Source organism: Bacillus cereus group sp. BceL062, from assembly GCF_051780025.1.
GTDB lineage: Bacteria > Bacillota > Bacilli > Bacillales > Bacillaceae_G > Bacillus_A > Bacillus_A toyonensis.
In genome coordinates, this window is record NZ_JBPWGY010000002.1 from 170,091 (window position 1) to 187,369 (window position 17,279).

The window sequence follows — 17,279 nt, forward strand, 5'->3', positions numbered from 1 at the left end:
ACGGGAAATTACGCAATTATCTAAAGAAAAGTTTTTACCAAATGGTTCTATTGTTCTGTTAAAAGAATGTGGGATTACGTGTCTTGTCCATATCCTCACGGAAATTTGTCTAAAGAATACAATGTATTTTTTAATCATAATCAAATTGCTAGTTTATTTTTTTAAGGTTTTGAAACAGTTGAAGAGTTAGAGTTAAGAAATAAACTATCAAAATTTTAGTGAAAAGGTAGATTAATTATATGTTTTCAGGATTTCAATGGTTTCCTAAAAAATGGGGAAAAAGAAAAGTTTCAGAACAGTTTCATCAATCAAAGTTTGCTGATGAAGGTAAAGGTATTTTGATTACTATTTATGCTATAGATTTGTATTTTATATCTATTCCTTTAAAGGTAAAAAAATATAATTAGTTTTAATCATAAATATATTCTTTATTTGAAGGTTGGGGTAGTGCCCTTAAAATTTGAATTTACAATATTAATTTGTTTCTAGTCTTAAAAATAAATAACTTTAACATCGATAAGGATTTTGAGATAAGTCATACGAATACTTGTAAGCTTTAGTTGAAGTGTAAAATTAATTAAATATCTATCAATAGAATAAATCATATTGATAGATATTTAATATTGTAAATCTGCAAGTTCTTGATGTTATTTCAGTTTTTTATTAATTTCAATCACAGGTAGCTCAGGCAGATGTAATTGAAACAAGTATGGAAGCTGTTAATCAAGCTATGCCAATCCCAGGTATGGATGCCATGGTAAATCTTTTTATTGTTATGAGGCAAAAACTGCAAGAAAAGCTGGATCATTTGTATCAATTCAATCAGACCTCTAGTAATAATTATAGTACAGCAATTCAATTAGCAACTAGTATTGCTGCAGGTCTTGCGGAAGTTCAAAGTGGGAAAGGGTTTAGTCCCGTAAGTGGTACATTTAGTACACAGGGGTTGAATATGGACTGGACGACTTCCATTCAAAAAATGACAGAAGCTAAGGCACGCGAAGCGGACAATTTTGTAAATAATAATTTATCAGATGATAATATCGAAGAAGGTACAATGTATGATACCCCCACTGAAAAATCTATGCTCAGAAAAATTTGGGATGGTATATACGTTGGTTCTGGGCAAGTTATCGGAGGGATTGTAGAAGGATTCAATTCACTAGATGATACAGTAACAAAAGAAAATATTAAGTATGCTATAGGTCATCCCTTAGAGACAGCATATACCATGTATAATACTTTTTCTGATTCATTTGTAAATGATTTTTGGCATGGTGATGCAGAAAGTCGTGCAAAATGGGGAACAAGTACTTTTATGGAAGTTGGGATAGGATGGATTGGGGATAAAGGGATAGGCAGAGTAGGGAAAATAACTACACTCGGTGAAGGCGCGAATCTAGCAAAATTCTCAGAAGGTATCTCTTCCGTTTCGAATCAAATACCATTGAAAGACCAATTTGCTTTTGCTGGTGGAACTACTTTAAAATCCAATATTACAGGTAATACTTTTACACAAGCTAAAGATACTTTTTTATTCTTCGATAAATTCAAAGCACACCCTAATTCTGTTTTCTTGAATAATAAAGCTGTTGAACATCTTTTTCATGGAAACTTTAATAGAAATAGAGAACCTGGTGGGTACCATCATGAGAGTATGATGGGAGGCGGAAAAATAAAACCTGGAACTGAGTCACCACCTAATCGTTTTGGTGTATATACTGCTGAAATCGAAGTTAATGGGGTTCTAAAGGAATCACCATCGACCTTTTTCCCAAAACATTGGGATAGAACTAAAGTAATGGAAGCCATTCATAAGGCTTTTAAAAATAAAAGACATCGACATGGCAATGTATATTCTGGTAAGACTTCTGAGGGAATGGAAATTAGATTTGTTCTTATTAATGATAAAATTATAACTGTTTATCCAAAGTACTAAAGATGGTGAGGTACCAAAAATGAAATATGATTATAAAATAACAAAATATGAAGATGTAGATTCTTTAAAAATAGAATTGCCTAAAGAAATAGAAATTGTAGCCACATTTTTAGAAGATGATATCCAAGGGATTCCCATTAAATGGTGGTTACAACAAATCGATGAAGTATTAAACAATATAAAAGAATATAATGAATTTCAAGGTAATCTATGTGCAGTTCAAGTGAAAAAAGAAGAAACTCTGCTAGTCGATTTATATTCTAATCATGATCCTAATATATGTAAAATAGAAACAACTGAACTTAGAGATTTAATTGAGATATGGGGACAAGCACAAAAAAATGTATAAAAATAACAATTTAAAAAATAATTTTTATAAAAACATTTAAATTAAGACTCTTCTTAAGTGTGGGCTAGATAGCTCACGCTTTTTATTTCGGGTGACTATAACATTTATTTTTAAAATTTATAATCATACTATTTGTTGCGAACAAACTTTCAAAGAATCTATTGGTGCTACAGCTAATTGAAGGCGTATTAACAATTTGAGAGTAGTTATTGATAAGAATGGAAATGTAATAGCTGTGTTCCTAAAGAATAAGAAAAGTTTAACATGAGTTTATTTTTTTTATTCGGGGAATATGGGCGTAATTGGTTATCGAGAAAAAATTCAGGAGAATAAAATTATGAAAAAAATAAACCATGAATTATTTGGTGAAATTGTTCACGATTTATATTGGAGCGGACAACAAAAGATAACTATTTTTGGGCAGGAAAAAATAGTTTCTTTAACTATTGATGGAGAAGAAGATGATTTAATTCCTAAAGTTCAAGAAGAAGCATATAGGAAGTTCATTACTGATATAAACAGACTTACAAAAGAAGCTGAACAAGCAATATTCGAGTATTATAAAGAAGAATATATGGAATATAGAGATATGGTAGGTGATGAATCTGCTGATAAAATAGCGCCGATTATAACAACCATTCAAGAACTAGGAAAATTGGTGGAACCTGTTGGGTTAATTATATTACCAGATTTTGAAGATGGAATTAGAAGAGTTGGATTAATATTCAATTGTACCTGGGAAGAGGACGGTGTCGGGGTGAAATTTGAAAATGAGCAAGTTGTAGAAGTTGGTTATCAAGACATCGTTATTTAAACTTCAAATTATGTGCTGTCACTATATCGAATAGAAGCTGGGTTTGTAAAATAACAATGAAACTACGTGTTTTTTCGTCATACAAAAACCTCTACATATAAGTAGAGGTTTTTAAATTATATATGAATGAATTATGCTTTTTTAGATAAAGTAAATTGAGTTCAGGTAAACGAAGAACATAGAATACATACTTTTAACTAGATTTATTATTAGCTAGTGTATCCCCACCACCAAGCTCCGCCTCAATCTGCGAAGTCTTCGATGACTCATCCATACGCCAATACGTAATAAAGCTGATCGCGATACATCCAGCTACGTAGAAGTAGAAGAGTGATTCCATTCCGATACTCTTTAGCCATAATGCGATGAACTCAGCTGTTCCACCGAATATCGCAACTGTTAGTGCATATGGTAAACCTACGCCTAGTGCGCGAATTTCTGTTGGGAAGAGTTCTGCTTTTACAATTGCGTTAATTGATGTGTAACCAGTAACGATAATGAGGCCGACCATCATGAGTAAGAATGCTACGATTGGTTCTGTCGTTTTTTCCATGAAGAAGAAGATTGGTGCTGTGAGTAAAGTTCCGAGAATACCGAAAGCCATTAATAGTGGGCGGCGTCCAATTTTATCAGATAATAGCCCTGCAATCGGTTGAAGTACGACGAAAATAAGTAGTGCGACAAAGTTAATCCAGCTTACAACTTCTTTCGGAAGGCCGACTGTGTTTACCATGAACTTTTGTAAATATGTTGTGTACGTATAAAATGCAACAGTGCCTCCTAGTGTTAGGCCGACTACTGTTAATACTGCTTTTGGATGTTTCATAAGAGCGCTAATGGTTCCTGCGCTTTCGCGTTTTTGCGATTTTATGTTTGAGAACTGCTCCGATTCATCCATCGTGCGGCGAAGCCATAATACAGCTACTGCGCCCATCGCTCCAATAATGAATGGAATACGCCATCCCCAAGCTTTCATATCTGGTTCGCTTAGTAATTGTTGAAGAACAATTTGAACGCCTAACGCAACCATCTGTCCAGCAACGAGCGTTACATATTGGAAACTTGAATAAAAACCGCGGCGGCCACTACTAGCCATTTCAGATAAATACGTTGCGGAAGTCCCATACTCTCCGCCGAGTGATAATCCTTGCAGTAAACGGGCAAGAACTAAGATGATCGGTGCCATAATCCCAATGCTTTCGTAACTAGGTGTACAGGCGATAATTAAAGAACCACCCGCCATAACCGTAATCGAAAGCGTTAATGCTGCCCGGCGTCCGTGCCGATCTGCATATCGTCCCATTAATAAACTTCCGATAGGGCGCATTAAAAATCCAACTGCGAAAATAGCTGCTGTGTTCAGTAACTGACTCGTTGGATCTCCTTTAGGAAAGAACTCTGCTGAAAAATAAACAGCGAAAGCAGAGTAAACGTACCAGTCGTACCATTCAATTAAATTACCGACTGAACCTTTGAAAATATTGCCGGCGACTCGGTTTGATTTTACTTGAGCCATACTAATTCCTCCTCTTGCTTATAAATAAAATGATAATTATGAAAGCGCGTTCATTGTAGTTGAATTGTACTGTTCTTTAGCTGAAATCTCAATATTATGACAATTTTATTCTTTTTGTACTTTATGAACATGGATATTTTTAATAGTTGCTTCATTTTCAGTTTTGTCATAATAATAGAAAAAGGAGATTGATAGTTTTGAATATTTTATCAAAGGGTATGGGGTATGAAAAAATCACGCAAAGTATCATTACAAACGAAAATAGTAAGCTTAATTATCGCGTTAATTTTATTTGTCGTTCTCCTGTTAGCGGGAATATTTGTTTACATTCAGTCCGTTGATACGAAGCGCCAAGTGGAGCAATTAGCACTGCAAACGGCGAAGTCACTTTCTTTTATGCCAGCTATAAAAGAGGCCTTTCAATATAACGAGCATAAAAGTACCGTTCAATCTATTGCGGAACAAGTTCGTGAGCAAGCTGGTGCAGATTATGTAATTGTGGAAAATCGCTATGGGGTTATGTATTCCCATTCTAATTCGGAATTGATTGGGACAAAGAGTAACAATCCATATAACTATGAAGCACTCACTTTTGGAGGGTACTATACGCTTGAAGGAAATGGTGTAAGTGGTCCTGCTTTAATGGCAAAGGCACCTATTATTGTTCATAACGGAGACTACGATCAAGTTGTAGGCGTTGTGACAGTAGAGTTTTTAATACAAGGTATTGAATCTAACATATTGAGCAGAACGAAAGAAATTATCCTCTTCTCGTTAGCGGTATTATTAGCCGGAATTGTTGGTGGCATTCTTTTAGCGCGTAGCATTCGTAAAGATACACTCGGTTTAGAGCCCAATGAAATCGCAGCGTTATACCGGGAACGAAGTGCGATACTACTATCTATAAAAGAAGGAATCATCGCCATTGATCAAAACGGTTTTATTACGATGATGAACACCTCGGCAGAAGAAATGCTTCATGTAAATGATGATTATATGCAGCAGCACATTTCAAAAGTTTTACCTGATTTTAAAATGGAAAGAGTGCTAGAAACCGATCAAGAAATCGCATTTCAAGATAAAGTGTTTATTTTAAACATGACGCCGATAATCGAAAATAACAGTACGGTAGGAGTTGTATGTAGTTTTAGAGATAAAACAGAACTGCAAAACCTTGTGAACACAATATCTGAGGTAAGAAAGTATTCAGAGGACTTGCGTGCTCAAACGCATGAATTTACAAATAAGCTGTTCGTCTTATCTGGCTTATTGCAGTTAGGGCATTACAAAGAAGCGATTGAATTTATCCAACAAGAATCTACTATTCATCAAAGCCAAAATCATATTTTATTTCATCAAATTCACGATGCGAAAGTACAAGCTATTTTATTAGGAAAAATCGGAACAGCGTCTGAAAAGAAAATTGATTTTCATATTGAAGGAGATAGTGCGCTTCATCCGTTACCAGACCATATAAAAGTTTCGCACCTTATTACGATACTTGGAAACATAATCGACAATGCATTTGATGCGGTGAATGAACGAGAGGAAAGGAATGTTTCCTTCTTTGTTACGGATATTGGGCACGATATTGTGTTTGAAGTAATAGATAGCGGGATAGGAGTACCAGCAGAAAAAATCACGACCATTTTTCAAAAAGGATTTTCAACGAAAGGAAATGATCGCGGTTACGGACTAGCAAACGTGAAAGAAATGGTAGATCTACTAGAAGGAACAATTGAAATTCAAAACGAGAAAAATGGGGGAGCTATTTTTACAATTTACCTTCCGAAAACATTGAGGGAAAGTACATAACAAACAGGGGGATGGGCATATGTTGAAGGTTGCAATTGCAGAAGATGATTTCCGCGTCGCGCAAATTCAAGAGGAGTTTTTATTAAAAATAAAGGACGTAAAAGTGATTGGAAAAGCATTGAACGCGAAAGAAACGATAGAACTACTACAAAAGGAAGAAATCGATTTGCTTCTATTAGATAATTACTTACCAGATGGAATTGGAACCGACTTATTACCACAAATTCATGCTGACTTTCCAAACGTTGACGTCATTATGGTAACGGCGGCGAATGAAAACTATATGCTAGAAAAAGCAATTCGAAACGGCGTAAGCAACTACCTTATAAAACCGGTCACGTTAGAAAAATTCGTTCGCACAATTGAAGACTATAAAAGAAAGAAGCAACTATTACATAGTAACAATGAAGTGAGTCAAACACTCATCGATAACTTCTTCGGTACTTCGCAAATACAAGATATGAAAAACTTACCGACTGGTGTTGATCCGTTAACGCTGCAAAAAGTGAAAGGAATTATAAAAGGATTCGAAGAGGGAATTACAATAGAAGAAATGGGAGAACAAATGGGAGCTTCCAGAACAACCGCAAGAAGATATTTAGAATACTTAGTAGCCACAAACGAATGCACAGTAGAGTACACATACGGCATTATCGGACGACCAGAACGAAAGTATCGAATAGGACGAGGACTATGAAAAAACGATTATTACTATGTATATGGATTATGACAGGAGTAATAGATGGTTGTTCCTCGGAAAAATCCCATACGAATACAGTGAACATCGACAAAGTAGAAATCGTTGCGCCAAACATTCAAGGAGCAGGATGGGACTTAACAGCGCGAGCGATGCAAAAAACGTTGACAGAAGAAAAAATCTTCACAAAACCAATCACAGTCACAAACAAAGTAGGAGGAAGCGGTGATGTCGGATGGAAATATACGAAACAAAAAGGCGGTCACGTACTGGCGATTAACTCAAGCTTACTCATAACGAACAACCTATTAGGCCACAGTAAACTAACATATAAAGACTTCACACCGCTCGCAACACTCGCGTCGGACTGGGAAGTCGTTGTCGTATCAAAAGACTCAAACATAGAAAACGCAAACGAACTAATGAAACAACTAAAACAAGACAAGAAAAACTTCAAAATCGGCGTTGCCCCAGGCCTAGGAAACGATGACCATCTATCCTTCGTACAAGTAAGCAAAGCCTTCGGCATAAACCCAGCCGAACTACAATTCTTCGTCTACGAAAACAAAGAAAAAATCATAAACGCCCTAACGAACAAACAAATAGGCGCCGCAACCATGACCCTATCCGAAGCCGAAAAACAATACAAAGCCGGCAAAATAAAAATCCTAGCCGTATCCGCTCCAAAACGACTAGACCGACTACCAGAAATCCCAACTTGGAAAGAACAAGGCATCGACGTCATCTTCCAGCACTGGAAAGGAATCATGGGCCCAAAAGATATGTCGGAGGAAGAGGTTGCTTATTGGGATGGTGTGATTAAGAGGATGGTGGAGAGTGATAGTTGGAAGGGGATTTTGAGGGAGCGGGGTTGGGAGAGTTTTTATAAGGGGAGTGGGGAGAGTAGGGGGTTTTTGGAGGAGAGTTATGGTTGGTATGGGGGGATGGTTGGTGGAGATAGCGTTGATAAGTAATTTTAGTACTTTGTATCTATGAAATATTGATATGATTCTTATCATATTTATTTAGAAGTTTAAATGGAAGATGTTTAGTCAAAAAAAATAATATAAATATTTCCTTTTATAAAAATAATGCGTTATTATAATTTTATAGGTTACGATAGAAAGGGAAATAAAATGGATGTTAATAACATAGAGTTACCAGAATCACTAAAAGAAGTACTTTGGGACGGATGGATACTCCTTGGTTTTATATTTGTTGTATGTACTGTGCTTGTAATTATCAGATCTTATATACCAGATGATATTCTACCGATCATTAAAGGTGCTATAGCATTGGTTATTTTAGGCGGGATATTTTATATAGCTTATTAGGGTAATTATTCCGTTTATAAGTGAAAAGAGGTCAAAATGGCTAAGCGAAAGAAAAAACAAGATGAATCAATATTGGGATCTTTATTAGTTATGACGTTTTTTGGAGTGTTGTGGCAACCAGAATTTTTAGTACCGATAACAATGGTATCAGCAGCAATTATATTATTATATATGTATGTGAATGTAAAAAAACTAAGAGAACTTCGACAATCAGGAATTGATGATATTGATCAAATGAGCGGACATCAGTTTGAAAAATATTTAGGAAGTCTATTTCAAGCGTTGGGTTATAAAACAGATGTTACAAAGGCATCTAACGATTTTGGGGCAGATTTAATTTTGAGAAAAAATGATAGAAGAATTATTATACAAGCAAAACGCTATAAGAATAACGTTGGGATTAAATCTGTTCAGGAGATTGTTGGTGCAAAAGAATTTTATAAAGCTGATGAAACATGGGTTGTTACAAATAGTGAATTTACAGCTGCAGCATACAAACTTGCTAAAGTAAATCGGGTTGTATTAATTAACCGAGAGAAACTTATTAAGCTAATCAGCCAGGGGAAACGGGAAAAAGGTAAAGTAGCGATATAAAAAGTTCAATATGAATTTACTGAAAAGGCACTATGAAAAGTGTCTTTTTGTTTTAAATATAGAAAAATAATCCAGGTAAATTGTATTTTAGTATATAATTTAAAGTGAGAACAGCATGTAATAATATTTTTTATAGTAAAAGAGAAATTTTGATAAGCTTTTAGTTCTTTTGGGAATTTTTATTCTTATATATTTATATATTGGTTTTATGAATAAACAACGTACATAATATGAAAAAAAGAGGGGATTCTTGTGGGTTTACACATTATACCGAATGATTTGCCAAGCTTGACTCCAGGTGAGAGAAAAGTACTTGAAAAGGTTCGGTCTTTATATAAAGATGTGCAGAGAGAAGCGTATTTATATATTCAGCCAAGAATTAGACATTTAGAACCTGATTTTATTTTAATTGATTCACAAAGAGGTGTAACAATTTTTGAAGTGAAAGATTGGGAACTTTCTTATATTAGTAGCGCGGATAGAAGAAAAGTAGATTTAGCAGACGGGAAACAGGTGGATAATCCATTTTGTAAAGCTAATTTATACTACACTGCAGCACAGAGGTTATTTAGCTTGCAAGATGTTTTAAGAAATGAGCGGAGAGAATTAAAGTTTAAACTACATACTAATGTTATATTCCCGTATCTTCATTCTAATAAGATTGAAGAGAGTGGATTAGAACAAATATTTAATCAGCCACCAGCGCAGTATATTTCATCTGATATGTTAGGTAAAGTAAATATAAATCAGTTATTCAAAAATGAATGTAGTTTCATTGAAGAAGAGGAGATTATTGCGATACGAACGCTATTATTCCCGGAAATTAAAGTTAGTTGTAGCAATAATCAAATCAGTACAAAAGAATTAATTACGGCACTAGATGCAGAGCAAGAACGTTTCGCCAAGCGTGTACCGTATGGTCACTATATGGTAACTGGGGTTCCGGGTAGTGGAAAAACAGTTTTATTGCTAGCTCGTGCGATTCATCTAGTACGTGAACATCCAGAATGGAAAATAAAAATATTAACGTATAATAAGTCGTTACAAACAAAAATTGAAAATAAATTGAATTCCTTGGCAGCTGATCTTTCTTTTATGAATGTGCGCTTGGAGAATATAGATGTTAGCACTTTTCATAAATTTGCGCTAGATACAGCGAGTATATGCGTACCAAAAAAATATACAGTGAGATGGTGGAATGAAGAGTTGCCCGAAATTGCGATACAACGAGCGCAATCAACATATGATGCCGTTTTAGTGGACGAATATCAAGACTTTCTAGATGAGTGGATTCGTTTATGTGTGAAGTCTTGTAAAGAACATACGTATATTAACAATCAAAAGGAAACCGTTACCGGGATAAATTTATTTTTAGCGGGAGATAGGCTACAAAGTATTTACAATAACTCAGATTATAGTTGGAAGAGCTTAGGTATTGATATGCGTGGGCGAAGTTCTTTACTAAAGAAATCATATCGTGCTGGTAGTCAACATATAGATTTAGCTCTTAATTTCTTGAAGCAAGAAAAGAAATTGGAAGAGGAAGTAAATAAATTTTATTGTCCAATGAGTGAACTATCTTTTGGGAATGAGATGAAAGATGGAGTTAGTTTTATTGAAGGTTCGTATGAAGATATTAGTAATAAAGTTTATGAACTTATTAAACGGAAGGGCTATAAGCCAGAAGATATATTAATTTTGTGTAGAGAGCGAAAAGATTGTGAGAGTATACAGAAGAAATTAAATCATGAGATACGTCAAAAAGTAAAAGTTACAAAAGATATTACTGAAGGACATTTAATTATAACGACGTATCATTCATCGAAAGGTCTTGAGGCACCAATTGTATTTTTAATTGATGTAGACAAGTTTGAGAGAATGCAGCTCGAACAAAATGATATTAAACTACGTAAGTTACTATATGTAGGCATGACAAGATCATCCGAGCATTTGTATATTCATGCTGGAAGTTATGATAAACCTTCATTTGGACAAGTATTACGGAATGAAATATCTTGAGAATATTCAGGGTATTTGTATGTTTAGGAATCCAAATTTAAAATAATTAGTAAAGTATCCGTGGGAATCTAAAGAAGAGTATAATTGGACTGAATGATAATACATTAAAGGTGTAGGACGGGGGAATTATGATGATACATACTTTAGTAAGGGGACAAAAGATAGACGTCACGAAGAATCATCCGGAGATTAGAGGATTACTGGTAGATTTAACTTGGGATGGCCCGATGAATATGGATGTAGATACATCAGCTTTTTTAGTAGGTGTTAATGGGAAAATTACTAAAGAAGAAGATTTTGTTTTCTATGGACAACCGTATTCTAGTTGTCGATCTGTTCAATTGAATCAACATGTAACAAATAGAAGTAAACAAAGATTTTCAATAGATTTCACGCATATAAAAGATGAAGTCCAAAAGATTGTATTTTCGATTACAATTCATAATGCTGAAGAGAAGAAACAGGCTTTACGAGATGTTTCCCATATTCAATTGAAAATAAGCAACGCACAATCAGGATTAGAAATTATTCATTTCCCTATCACACATCCATTTACAGATGAAAGTGCCATTATTGTTGGAGAGCTATACCGACATGGAGGAGGATGGAAGTTCAATCCTATTGGAGCTGGTTATTTTGGTGGGTTAGCTGCATTGTGTACAAATTTTGGGATAGAAATCGCAGAGGATGAAAAACAAATTGCTCCTCCTGTAGAGAAGAAAATAGTTCTTACTCCGCCTCCAGTACAAAAAACTATTAATGTAGTGAAAGTTGAATTGAAGAAAAAGCAATCTATAAATATACAAAAATCTAAAATGGTAACAGCTACTTTAGAATGGGAAACAAATAAAGATTTAGACTTATATTGTTTTTACGTAACAACCAATGGTGAGATAGGAAAGGTTTATTATAAAAATCTAGGTTCGTCTAAAGTGTCGCCGTATATTGTGCTGGATGGTGATTCGCAAGAACCAGGAAAAGAAACAATTCGTATTTACCGACCAGAAGCTTTAAAATATGTTTTATTTGCTGCGTATAGTGCTGTCGGAAATGGAATAGGTAGTTTTTATTCTATGAAGGCTAAAGCTGTTGTTGATAATCATATGGGAAGCGTTGTAACAGCACCGTTATTAGAAATAAATGACCATGCTTATTGGGTGTGCATTGCTCATATTGATTTCACCAATTCAGCTGAGATGAAAATTTCACACGTAGAAAGTTACTCGAAAGATCACTCAGAAGCTTCGCCACTATTGTACGAGAACGGGAAGTTTGGAATGGATGTTGGGCCGATCGAATTTAAAAATGAAGAGGATTATCAGAAGTATTTTAAGGGAAAATGAAGAAATAACTGATTTTGCATAGATGGAAGTATTATTAAATATTGTATATAATATGAGTTAATTTTAATGATATATATTAAATGGATTATAGCTAGGTAAGTTTTTATATACTATCTAGATATAATCCATTTTTGTTAATAAGAAAGATAATTATTTATTCGTTTTGTTAATGATTTGGGCGATATAAGAATTATTCAACCAATAACACTGCTTTGTAATATGTTGGCCATCAGGTAAAGTTATTTTATCGGCACCGTTACGGGCTTTTGGTCTAATATGCGCGACACCGTTGAAATTTATTTTTGGTAGGTTATTTGCTTCGACGATTTTGTCACCACGTTTTTTATATTCAATTTGAATACCCTCATGTATTACTTTATTAACTTCTTCCCATAGTTCACGTATTTCTTTTTCTATTGTAGGAGCAGGCATGTTCCAAAGTTTAATACCTTTAAAGTAGAGTTTACGGTTTGGGTTTTCTTTTTTTGTTTGGCTAAATTCAAAAATTACGAATAAAAATTTGGTTTGATAGAAGCGTTCTCGCATTTCGCTTTCTTCCCATGATTCGTTTGTCCATTGATGAAAATCAATCGTTTCAAATGACATGCTTTGTTCAGGTTTTCCGTTTGGTTCTAAACGAATTGTTTTGAATTCTATATTAGCTTTCGCAAACTCTTCAATTTTATCGAGTCGAGTTCCTTTAATACCAAGTAAAGAGCTTACTAATAATGGAACAAAGCTTTTGGTTGTAGGTTTGTAATCAATAGATAATTTTTGAGCGATTTCTTGATCAGTTAAGCCTATGTAATTTTCAAATTTTGAATAAAGGATTTCTTCTAAAGATTTTCCTTTTAGTTCATTTGTTGTTGTAAAACTTATTAGTTCTTCGTTTAGGTGATACCTGCGAACTAGTGCTGTCATATAAGAAGGCTTTAACGAAAAAGCTCTTTGCATTGCTGGAATTTCAGAATACGGTTGTGAGCGAAGTGAATTTTTATTGGAACCCTTAGTGCAAGCTCCTAAATAGTTTGTATCACCTTCAGATAATTCATGTGCTTTGCCGGCACGAATTTTATTTACGATGGTTTTCCAGTCTTGTCTAATTATTTCTAAATCAGCTTCGGGATAGGTGAATAAAAGGCTTTTTGTAATGTGAAAATCTTTACGGTCTACACCAGGTACCCATTCATAGAACATTAATAGTAGCTTTTCGTTTTTCTTCCAAAAGCTTGAGGTTTCAAAGTGTGTATGAACTTCTTCCATATAGTTGATAATATTTAAGACTAGCCGCTCTTTGGCAGATAATGAACCGTTTTTATTTTGTTTAAATGCAGTTACTTTAAGTTCAATACCAAGGTGTTTAAAGTCAGCTTCTGCGTTTGAATTGACTTCATATCCAAAAAAGCTTTCTTCGATTACTTGCCCTAGTCCACCTTTCGATTTAGCATTTGCAAGTCGGTTAGTGGAATCAATTTCACCAAATGTTTTTCCTTCAGCTTCATGTGCTTTTTTCATTAGTTCTTCTATTGTAGTATAGTCCATAATAAACTCCTTTCTGTATCCAGTGCTGCGTTGTATGATTTTAAACAATACATATTAAATTTATGCTATAATAAAAAGCTGTTTCAATTTTATACAAGTAAAATTTATAAGAAGGAAAAGTCAGTTTGTTCTATTAAATAACAGTTATATTGGATTTATTCAAGGCGATTTGTTTCGTTTATACTATTGATATAGTAACGAATTATTTTCTTAACGGTTACAAGTCAAAAAGGAACTGTAAAAATATGATTCCTAAAATGTTATAGTTGATCTTTTCCTCACTTTTTATTATAATGAAGCATAGATAAATAAAATACCGAAAGGATGTTCGTGTATTTATGGTGAAAGTAGTAGAACTTTTCGCGGGAGTAGGAGGTTTTAGATTAGGACTAGAAGCAAACGAAAACTTTGAAGTTCTTTGGGGAAACCAGTGGGAGCCCTCAACTAAAGCACAACATGCATTTAATTGTTATGCAACTCGCTTTGAAAATAAAGGAATACATGTAAATAGAGACATAGCAGAAGCTTGGCCGGAAATACCTGAGCATGATTTATTAGTAGGTGGATTCCCTTGTCAAGACTATTCTGTAGCACGTACTTTATCAAATGAAAAAGGAATACAAGGAAAAAAAGGTGTTCTTTTTTGGGAGATAATGAACATAGTTAATTCTCGCAAGCCAAGATTTGTTTTGTTAGAGAATGTAGATAGATTATTAAAATCACCAGCAAAACAAAGAGGTCGTGATTTTTCTATTATGCTGGCGAGCTTTAGAGACGCAGGATATGTAGTGGAATGGAGAGTTATTAACGCTGCTGATTATGGAAATTCTCAAAGAAGACGAAGAGTATTTATTTTTGCGTATTTAAAAGAATCTCATTTCACATCTGTTCAAAGTAAAATGAAGCCTTTAGAGATATTGTGTGAAAATGGATTCTTCGCTCCGATTTTTAAAGTGCATGAAGCGCCTGAGGAAAACAAAAAAAGAGGGCAATTTGAGTTGCCGGTCGATATTATTGAGGTTTCTGATACATTTAAAGCTGAATACTATAATTCGGGCGTAATGATGGATGGACAAGTATATACGGAAGAATTAGTTCCAGTAACTGAAAGTCCAGAGACTTTAGGTGAAGTTGTTCAAAAAGTATATGATAAATTTGGTCCTGCAGATGAATCATATTATTTGAAAATGGATAAGGTTAACAAAAAGGGAAGAACGGAATTTGAGGAACTTAAGTACCTTAAGGGTCCTAAAAAAGAAGAAAGAGTATCAAAGGCGACGGGGCATAAATATTTCTATTCTGAGGGAGGAATGGCTTTCCCGGATGATTTAAATAAGCCTGGACGTACAATGTTAACAAGTGAAGGAACATGTAATAGGAGTTCACATGTAATCGAAGATCCTTATACAAAAAGACTAAGATATTTAACACCAGTTGAATGTGAATTGTTAAATGGCTTCCCGATGGACTGGACAAATACAGGTATGCCACAAAGAAATAGATACTTTTGTATGGGGAATGCTTTAGTGGTTGACTTGGTGGAACGAATGGGTGAGAGAATTTTAGAAATTAACCAGGAAGAAGAAAAAATGAAAGACTTTGTGCAGTTGAGTTGGTTTTAAAAAATAGAGAAGGGACAGAGTGTATAAATGTACTCTGTTCCTTCTCTATTTATTGTTAAGAGTATAAATTAATTTTTAGGTATTTTATGAACCGATATATTTTGTGTAAGAATCACAATGTTTGGTTTTATGGGAGATAAAATGTAGACAAAAATAATTGTGGAATCAAAATGGGTTTCTAAACTATGAATAAATATCTCGCTAGTTACCAATAATCCTAATGGTATTTTGTGGAAAATTGGAAAAGGAGCAGAATTACATGGAATAGTATAAATAAGCCTTATGTAGATTCACTCCTCTTTATGAAAATGGTACTATATAATTATATTTTCATAGGAGGTTTCAAATGAATTTTATAGTATACTCACATCGACATGGTCAAAATATACTTGAAACGAACCCAGAATTTACAAACACCTGGCTAGAAATTCAGAAAGCTCTTTCTAATATTACAGATGAAATGCTCTTACAAGTTCATAGACAAAAATATATTGATTCAAACAAAAGTTTATCAAAGGCAATTAATCAATTAATTAAGGAACAATTAGCTACTTTTGGATGGAAAAGTGAAAGTTATATTTTTAAGGATAAGAGATATAAAAATAAAGCATGGTGTTTAGACTTTGCTAAAGATATTATTTCTGTAGAAGTTGCTTTCAATCATAGTGGGACGATTGCATGGAATTTAATGAAACCAGTTATTGCAAGCGAATTAAATCATGTTGAAAAAGCTGTACAAACTAAAATAGGGATTATCATTTCTGCAACCAATGAATTAAGAGATTCGGGAGGATTTGACTCTGCAATTGGAACGTATGAAAAGTACATTGAGCACTTAATGCCTTTAAATACTCAATTGACGGTACCTTTGGTGATTGTAGGCTTGAAGAAGCCTGAAACATTTTTTATTGAAACATATAAAATCAGTAAAGATAAAACAAGAGGACGAATTAAATATTATGCTGATGCGGAATTACTAATTTAATTATGGTGAATTTGGGGTTAATTATATTTTATACTATGATATCAAGTGTGTAATGGCTAGATTTTTGGCATTTTGGGACATAAGTTCTTTGAAGTAATCTATTTCTTTTTCATCATATGTATGATTGTCATTATCCGAATTCCCAACCCTCTTCACAACTGAAGAAGAAAACTATATAAAAGTAGCAATGCAGCAGTTTAACACCTAGTTAAACTGCTTTTCCATTATAATAGAAGAAAAACCAATGGAGGGAAATCCCATGCCAACCTACAACAAATTAATCCGAAACAAAATCCCACAAATAATAAAAACCAACGGAAAAACACCCACAACAAGAATCCTAAACGAAGACGAATACATAGAGGAACTCTGCAAGAAAACACAAGAAGAACTAACAGAATATATCGAAGCAAAAACAAAACCCGATAAACTCGAAGAACTATCCGACCTACTAGAACTAATAAACGCCCTAGCCGAACACGAAGGCACAACACTAGAAGAAATCAACAACATCCGTAAAAAGAAAGCAGAAGAACGAGGCGGCTTCTCCAATCGAGTCTTCCTAATCGAAGTAACCGATAACTAACCCCTCCTAAGCCCCTTACAAGCCCCTTACAAGCCCCTACCAAGTAATAAATCACTAAGAAAAAACACAACAAAACAAAAACACCAACAAACACCGTAGTAGTAGTCAAAAAAAATTTGAAATA

The 17,279-nt window shown here is 34.2% G+C and carries 15 protein-coding genes and 2 pseudogenes; 15 read left to right on the forward strand and 2 right to left on the reverse strand.

From position 1 onward, the window contains the following. The first annotated feature begins 66 nt into the window (after positions 1-66). The 5 genes and pseudogenes from ACS2MN_RS06045 to ACS2MN_RS06065 all read left to right on the forward strand — a co-directional run bounded on the left by ACS2MN_RS06045 (position 67) and on the right by ACS2MN_RS06065 (position 3,102). Entirely contained in the window at positions 67-165 is a 99-nt protein-coding gene (locus ACS2MN_RS06045; protein ID WP_080990434.1) for a DUF4176 domain-containing protein, read from the forward strand. Between the two features lie 74 nt (positions 166-239). Then, the gene (locus tag ACS2MN_RS06050; protein ID WP_000490950.1) at positions 240-407 is read left to right on the forward strand and encodes a hypothetical protein; all 168 of its coding nucleotides are present in this window, start codon (positions 240-242) and stop codon (positions 405-407) included. A gap of 260 nt (positions 408-667) precedes the next feature. Continuing rightward, positions 668-1,939 (forward strand): annotated as a pseudogene (locus ACS2MN_RS06055) (EndoU domain-containing protein); the annotation flags it as partial. A gap of 19 nt (positions 1,940-1,958) precedes the next feature. Continuing rightward, complete coding sequence (locus tag ACS2MN_RS06060; RefSeq protein WP_000872946.1) at positions 1,959-2,288, forward strand: hypothetical protein; 330 nt, start codon at positions 1,959-1,961, stop codon at positions 2,286-2,288. Positions 2,289-2,625: 337 nt separating this feature from the next. Next, positions 2,626-3,102: a DUF6985 domain-containing protein gene (locus ACS2MN_RS06065; RefSeq protein WP_052943405.1), complete on the forward strand. Its 477-nt coding sequence runs from the start codon at positions 2,626-2,628 to the stop codon at positions 3,100-3,102. Positions 3,103-3,295: 193 nt separating this feature from the next. On the opposite strand, the gene ACS2MN_RS06070 is transcribed toward ACS2MN_RS06065, so the two are convergent. Then, positions 3,296-4,618 (reverse strand): MFS transporter, encoded by a 1,323-nt coding sequence (locus ACS2MN_RS06070; RefSeq protein ID WP_000079862.1) that lies wholly within the window; start codon positions 4,616-4,618, stop codon positions 3,296-3,298. Between the two features lie 225 nt (positions 4,619-4,843). Between ACS2MN_RS06070 and ACS2MN_RS06075 the strand changes: the two genes are divergently transcribed. The 6 genes from ACS2MN_RS06075 (at position 4,844) to ACS2MN_RS06100 (ending at position 12,420) form a co-directional block, all read left to right on the forward strand. Next, positions 4,844-6,433 carry a sensor histidine kinase gene (locus tag ACS2MN_RS06075; protein ID WP_346994058.1) on the forward strand — a complete coding sequence of 530 codons (1,590 nt, stop codon included), beginning with the start codon at positions 4,844-4,846 and terminating at the stop codon, positions 6,431-6,433. Between the two features lie 19 nt (positions 6,434-6,452). Continuing rightward, the gene (locus ACS2MN_RS06080; RefSeq protein WP_087948962.1) at positions 6,453-7,130 is read left to right on the forward strand and encodes a response regulator; all 678 of its coding nucleotides are present in this window, start codon (positions 6,453-6,455) and stop codon (positions 7,128-7,130) included. Further along, complete coding sequence (locus ACS2MN_RS06085; protein WP_346994059.1) at positions 7,127-8,104, forward strand: tripartite tricarboxylate transporter substrate binding protein; 978 nt, start codon at positions 7,127-7,129, stop codon at positions 8,102-8,104. The genes ACS2MN_RS06080 and ACS2MN_RS06085 overlap by 4 nt, the downstream gene beginning before the upstream one ends. Positions 8,105-8,500: 396 nt before the next feature. Beyond that, positions 8,501-9,058 carry a restriction endonuclease gene (locus tag ACS2MN_RS06090; RefSeq protein WP_088056129.1) on the forward strand — a complete coding sequence of 186 codons (558 nt, stop codon included), beginning with the start codon at positions 8,501-8,503 and terminating at the stop codon, positions 9,056-9,058. 252 nt (positions 9,059-9,310) lie between these two features. Beyond that, a complete protein-coding gene (locus ACS2MN_RS06095; protein WP_346994060.1) occupies positions 9,311-11,077 on the forward strand; it encodes a UvrD-helicase domain-containing protein in 1,767 nt (588 codons plus the stop codon). A 131-nt stretch (positions 11,078-11,208) separates the two neighbouring features. Continuing rightward, positions 11,209-12,420, forward strand: coding sequence for a TerD family protein (locus ACS2MN_RS06100; RefSeq protein WP_346994061.1), 1,212 nt, complete (start codon positions 11,209-11,211; stop codon positions 12,418-12,420). A gap of 150 nt (positions 12,421-12,570) precedes the next feature. Here the strand turns inward: ACS2MN_RS06100 and ACS2MN_RS06105 are convergent, their stop codons facing one another. Then, positions 12,571-13,962, reverse strand: a complete 1,392-nt coding sequence (locus ACS2MN_RS06105; protein WP_085450107.1) for a Sau3AI family type II restriction endonuclease — start codon at positions 13,960-13,962, stop codon at positions 12,571-12,573. Between the two features lie 338 nt (positions 13,963-14,300). Between ACS2MN_RS06105 and dcm the strand changes: the two genes are divergently transcribed. The 4 genes and pseudogenes from dcm (at position 14,301) to ACS2MN_RS06125 (ending at position 17,155) form a co-directional block, all read left to right on the forward strand. Further along, the gene (gene dcm / locus ACS2MN_RS06110; protein ID WP_085450106.1) at positions 14,301-15,584 is read left to right on the forward strand and encodes a DNA (cytosine-5-)-methyltransferase; all 1,284 of its coding nucleotides are present in this window, start codon (positions 14,301-14,303) and stop codon (positions 15,582-15,584) included. Between the two features lie 346 nt (positions 15,585-15,930). Further along, positions 15,931-16,569, forward strand: coding sequence for a BglII/BstYI family type II restriction endonuclease (locus tag ACS2MN_RS06115; protein WP_346994062.1), 639 nt, complete (start codon positions 15,931-15,933; stop codon positions 16,567-16,569). Positions 16,570-16,693: 124 nt separating this feature from the next. Beyond that, positions 16,694-16,777, forward strand: a pseudogene (locus ACS2MN_RS06120) (MerR family transcriptional regulator); the annotation flags it as partial. A gap of 51 nt (positions 16,778-16,828) precedes the next feature. Continuing rightward, positions 16,829-17,155 (forward strand): nucleoside triphosphate pyrophosphohydrolase, encoded by a 327-nt coding sequence (locus tag ACS2MN_RS06125; protein WP_103591357.1) that lies wholly within the window; start codon positions 16,829-16,831, stop codon positions 17,153-17,155. Positions 17,156-17,279: the final 124 nt, after the last annotated feature.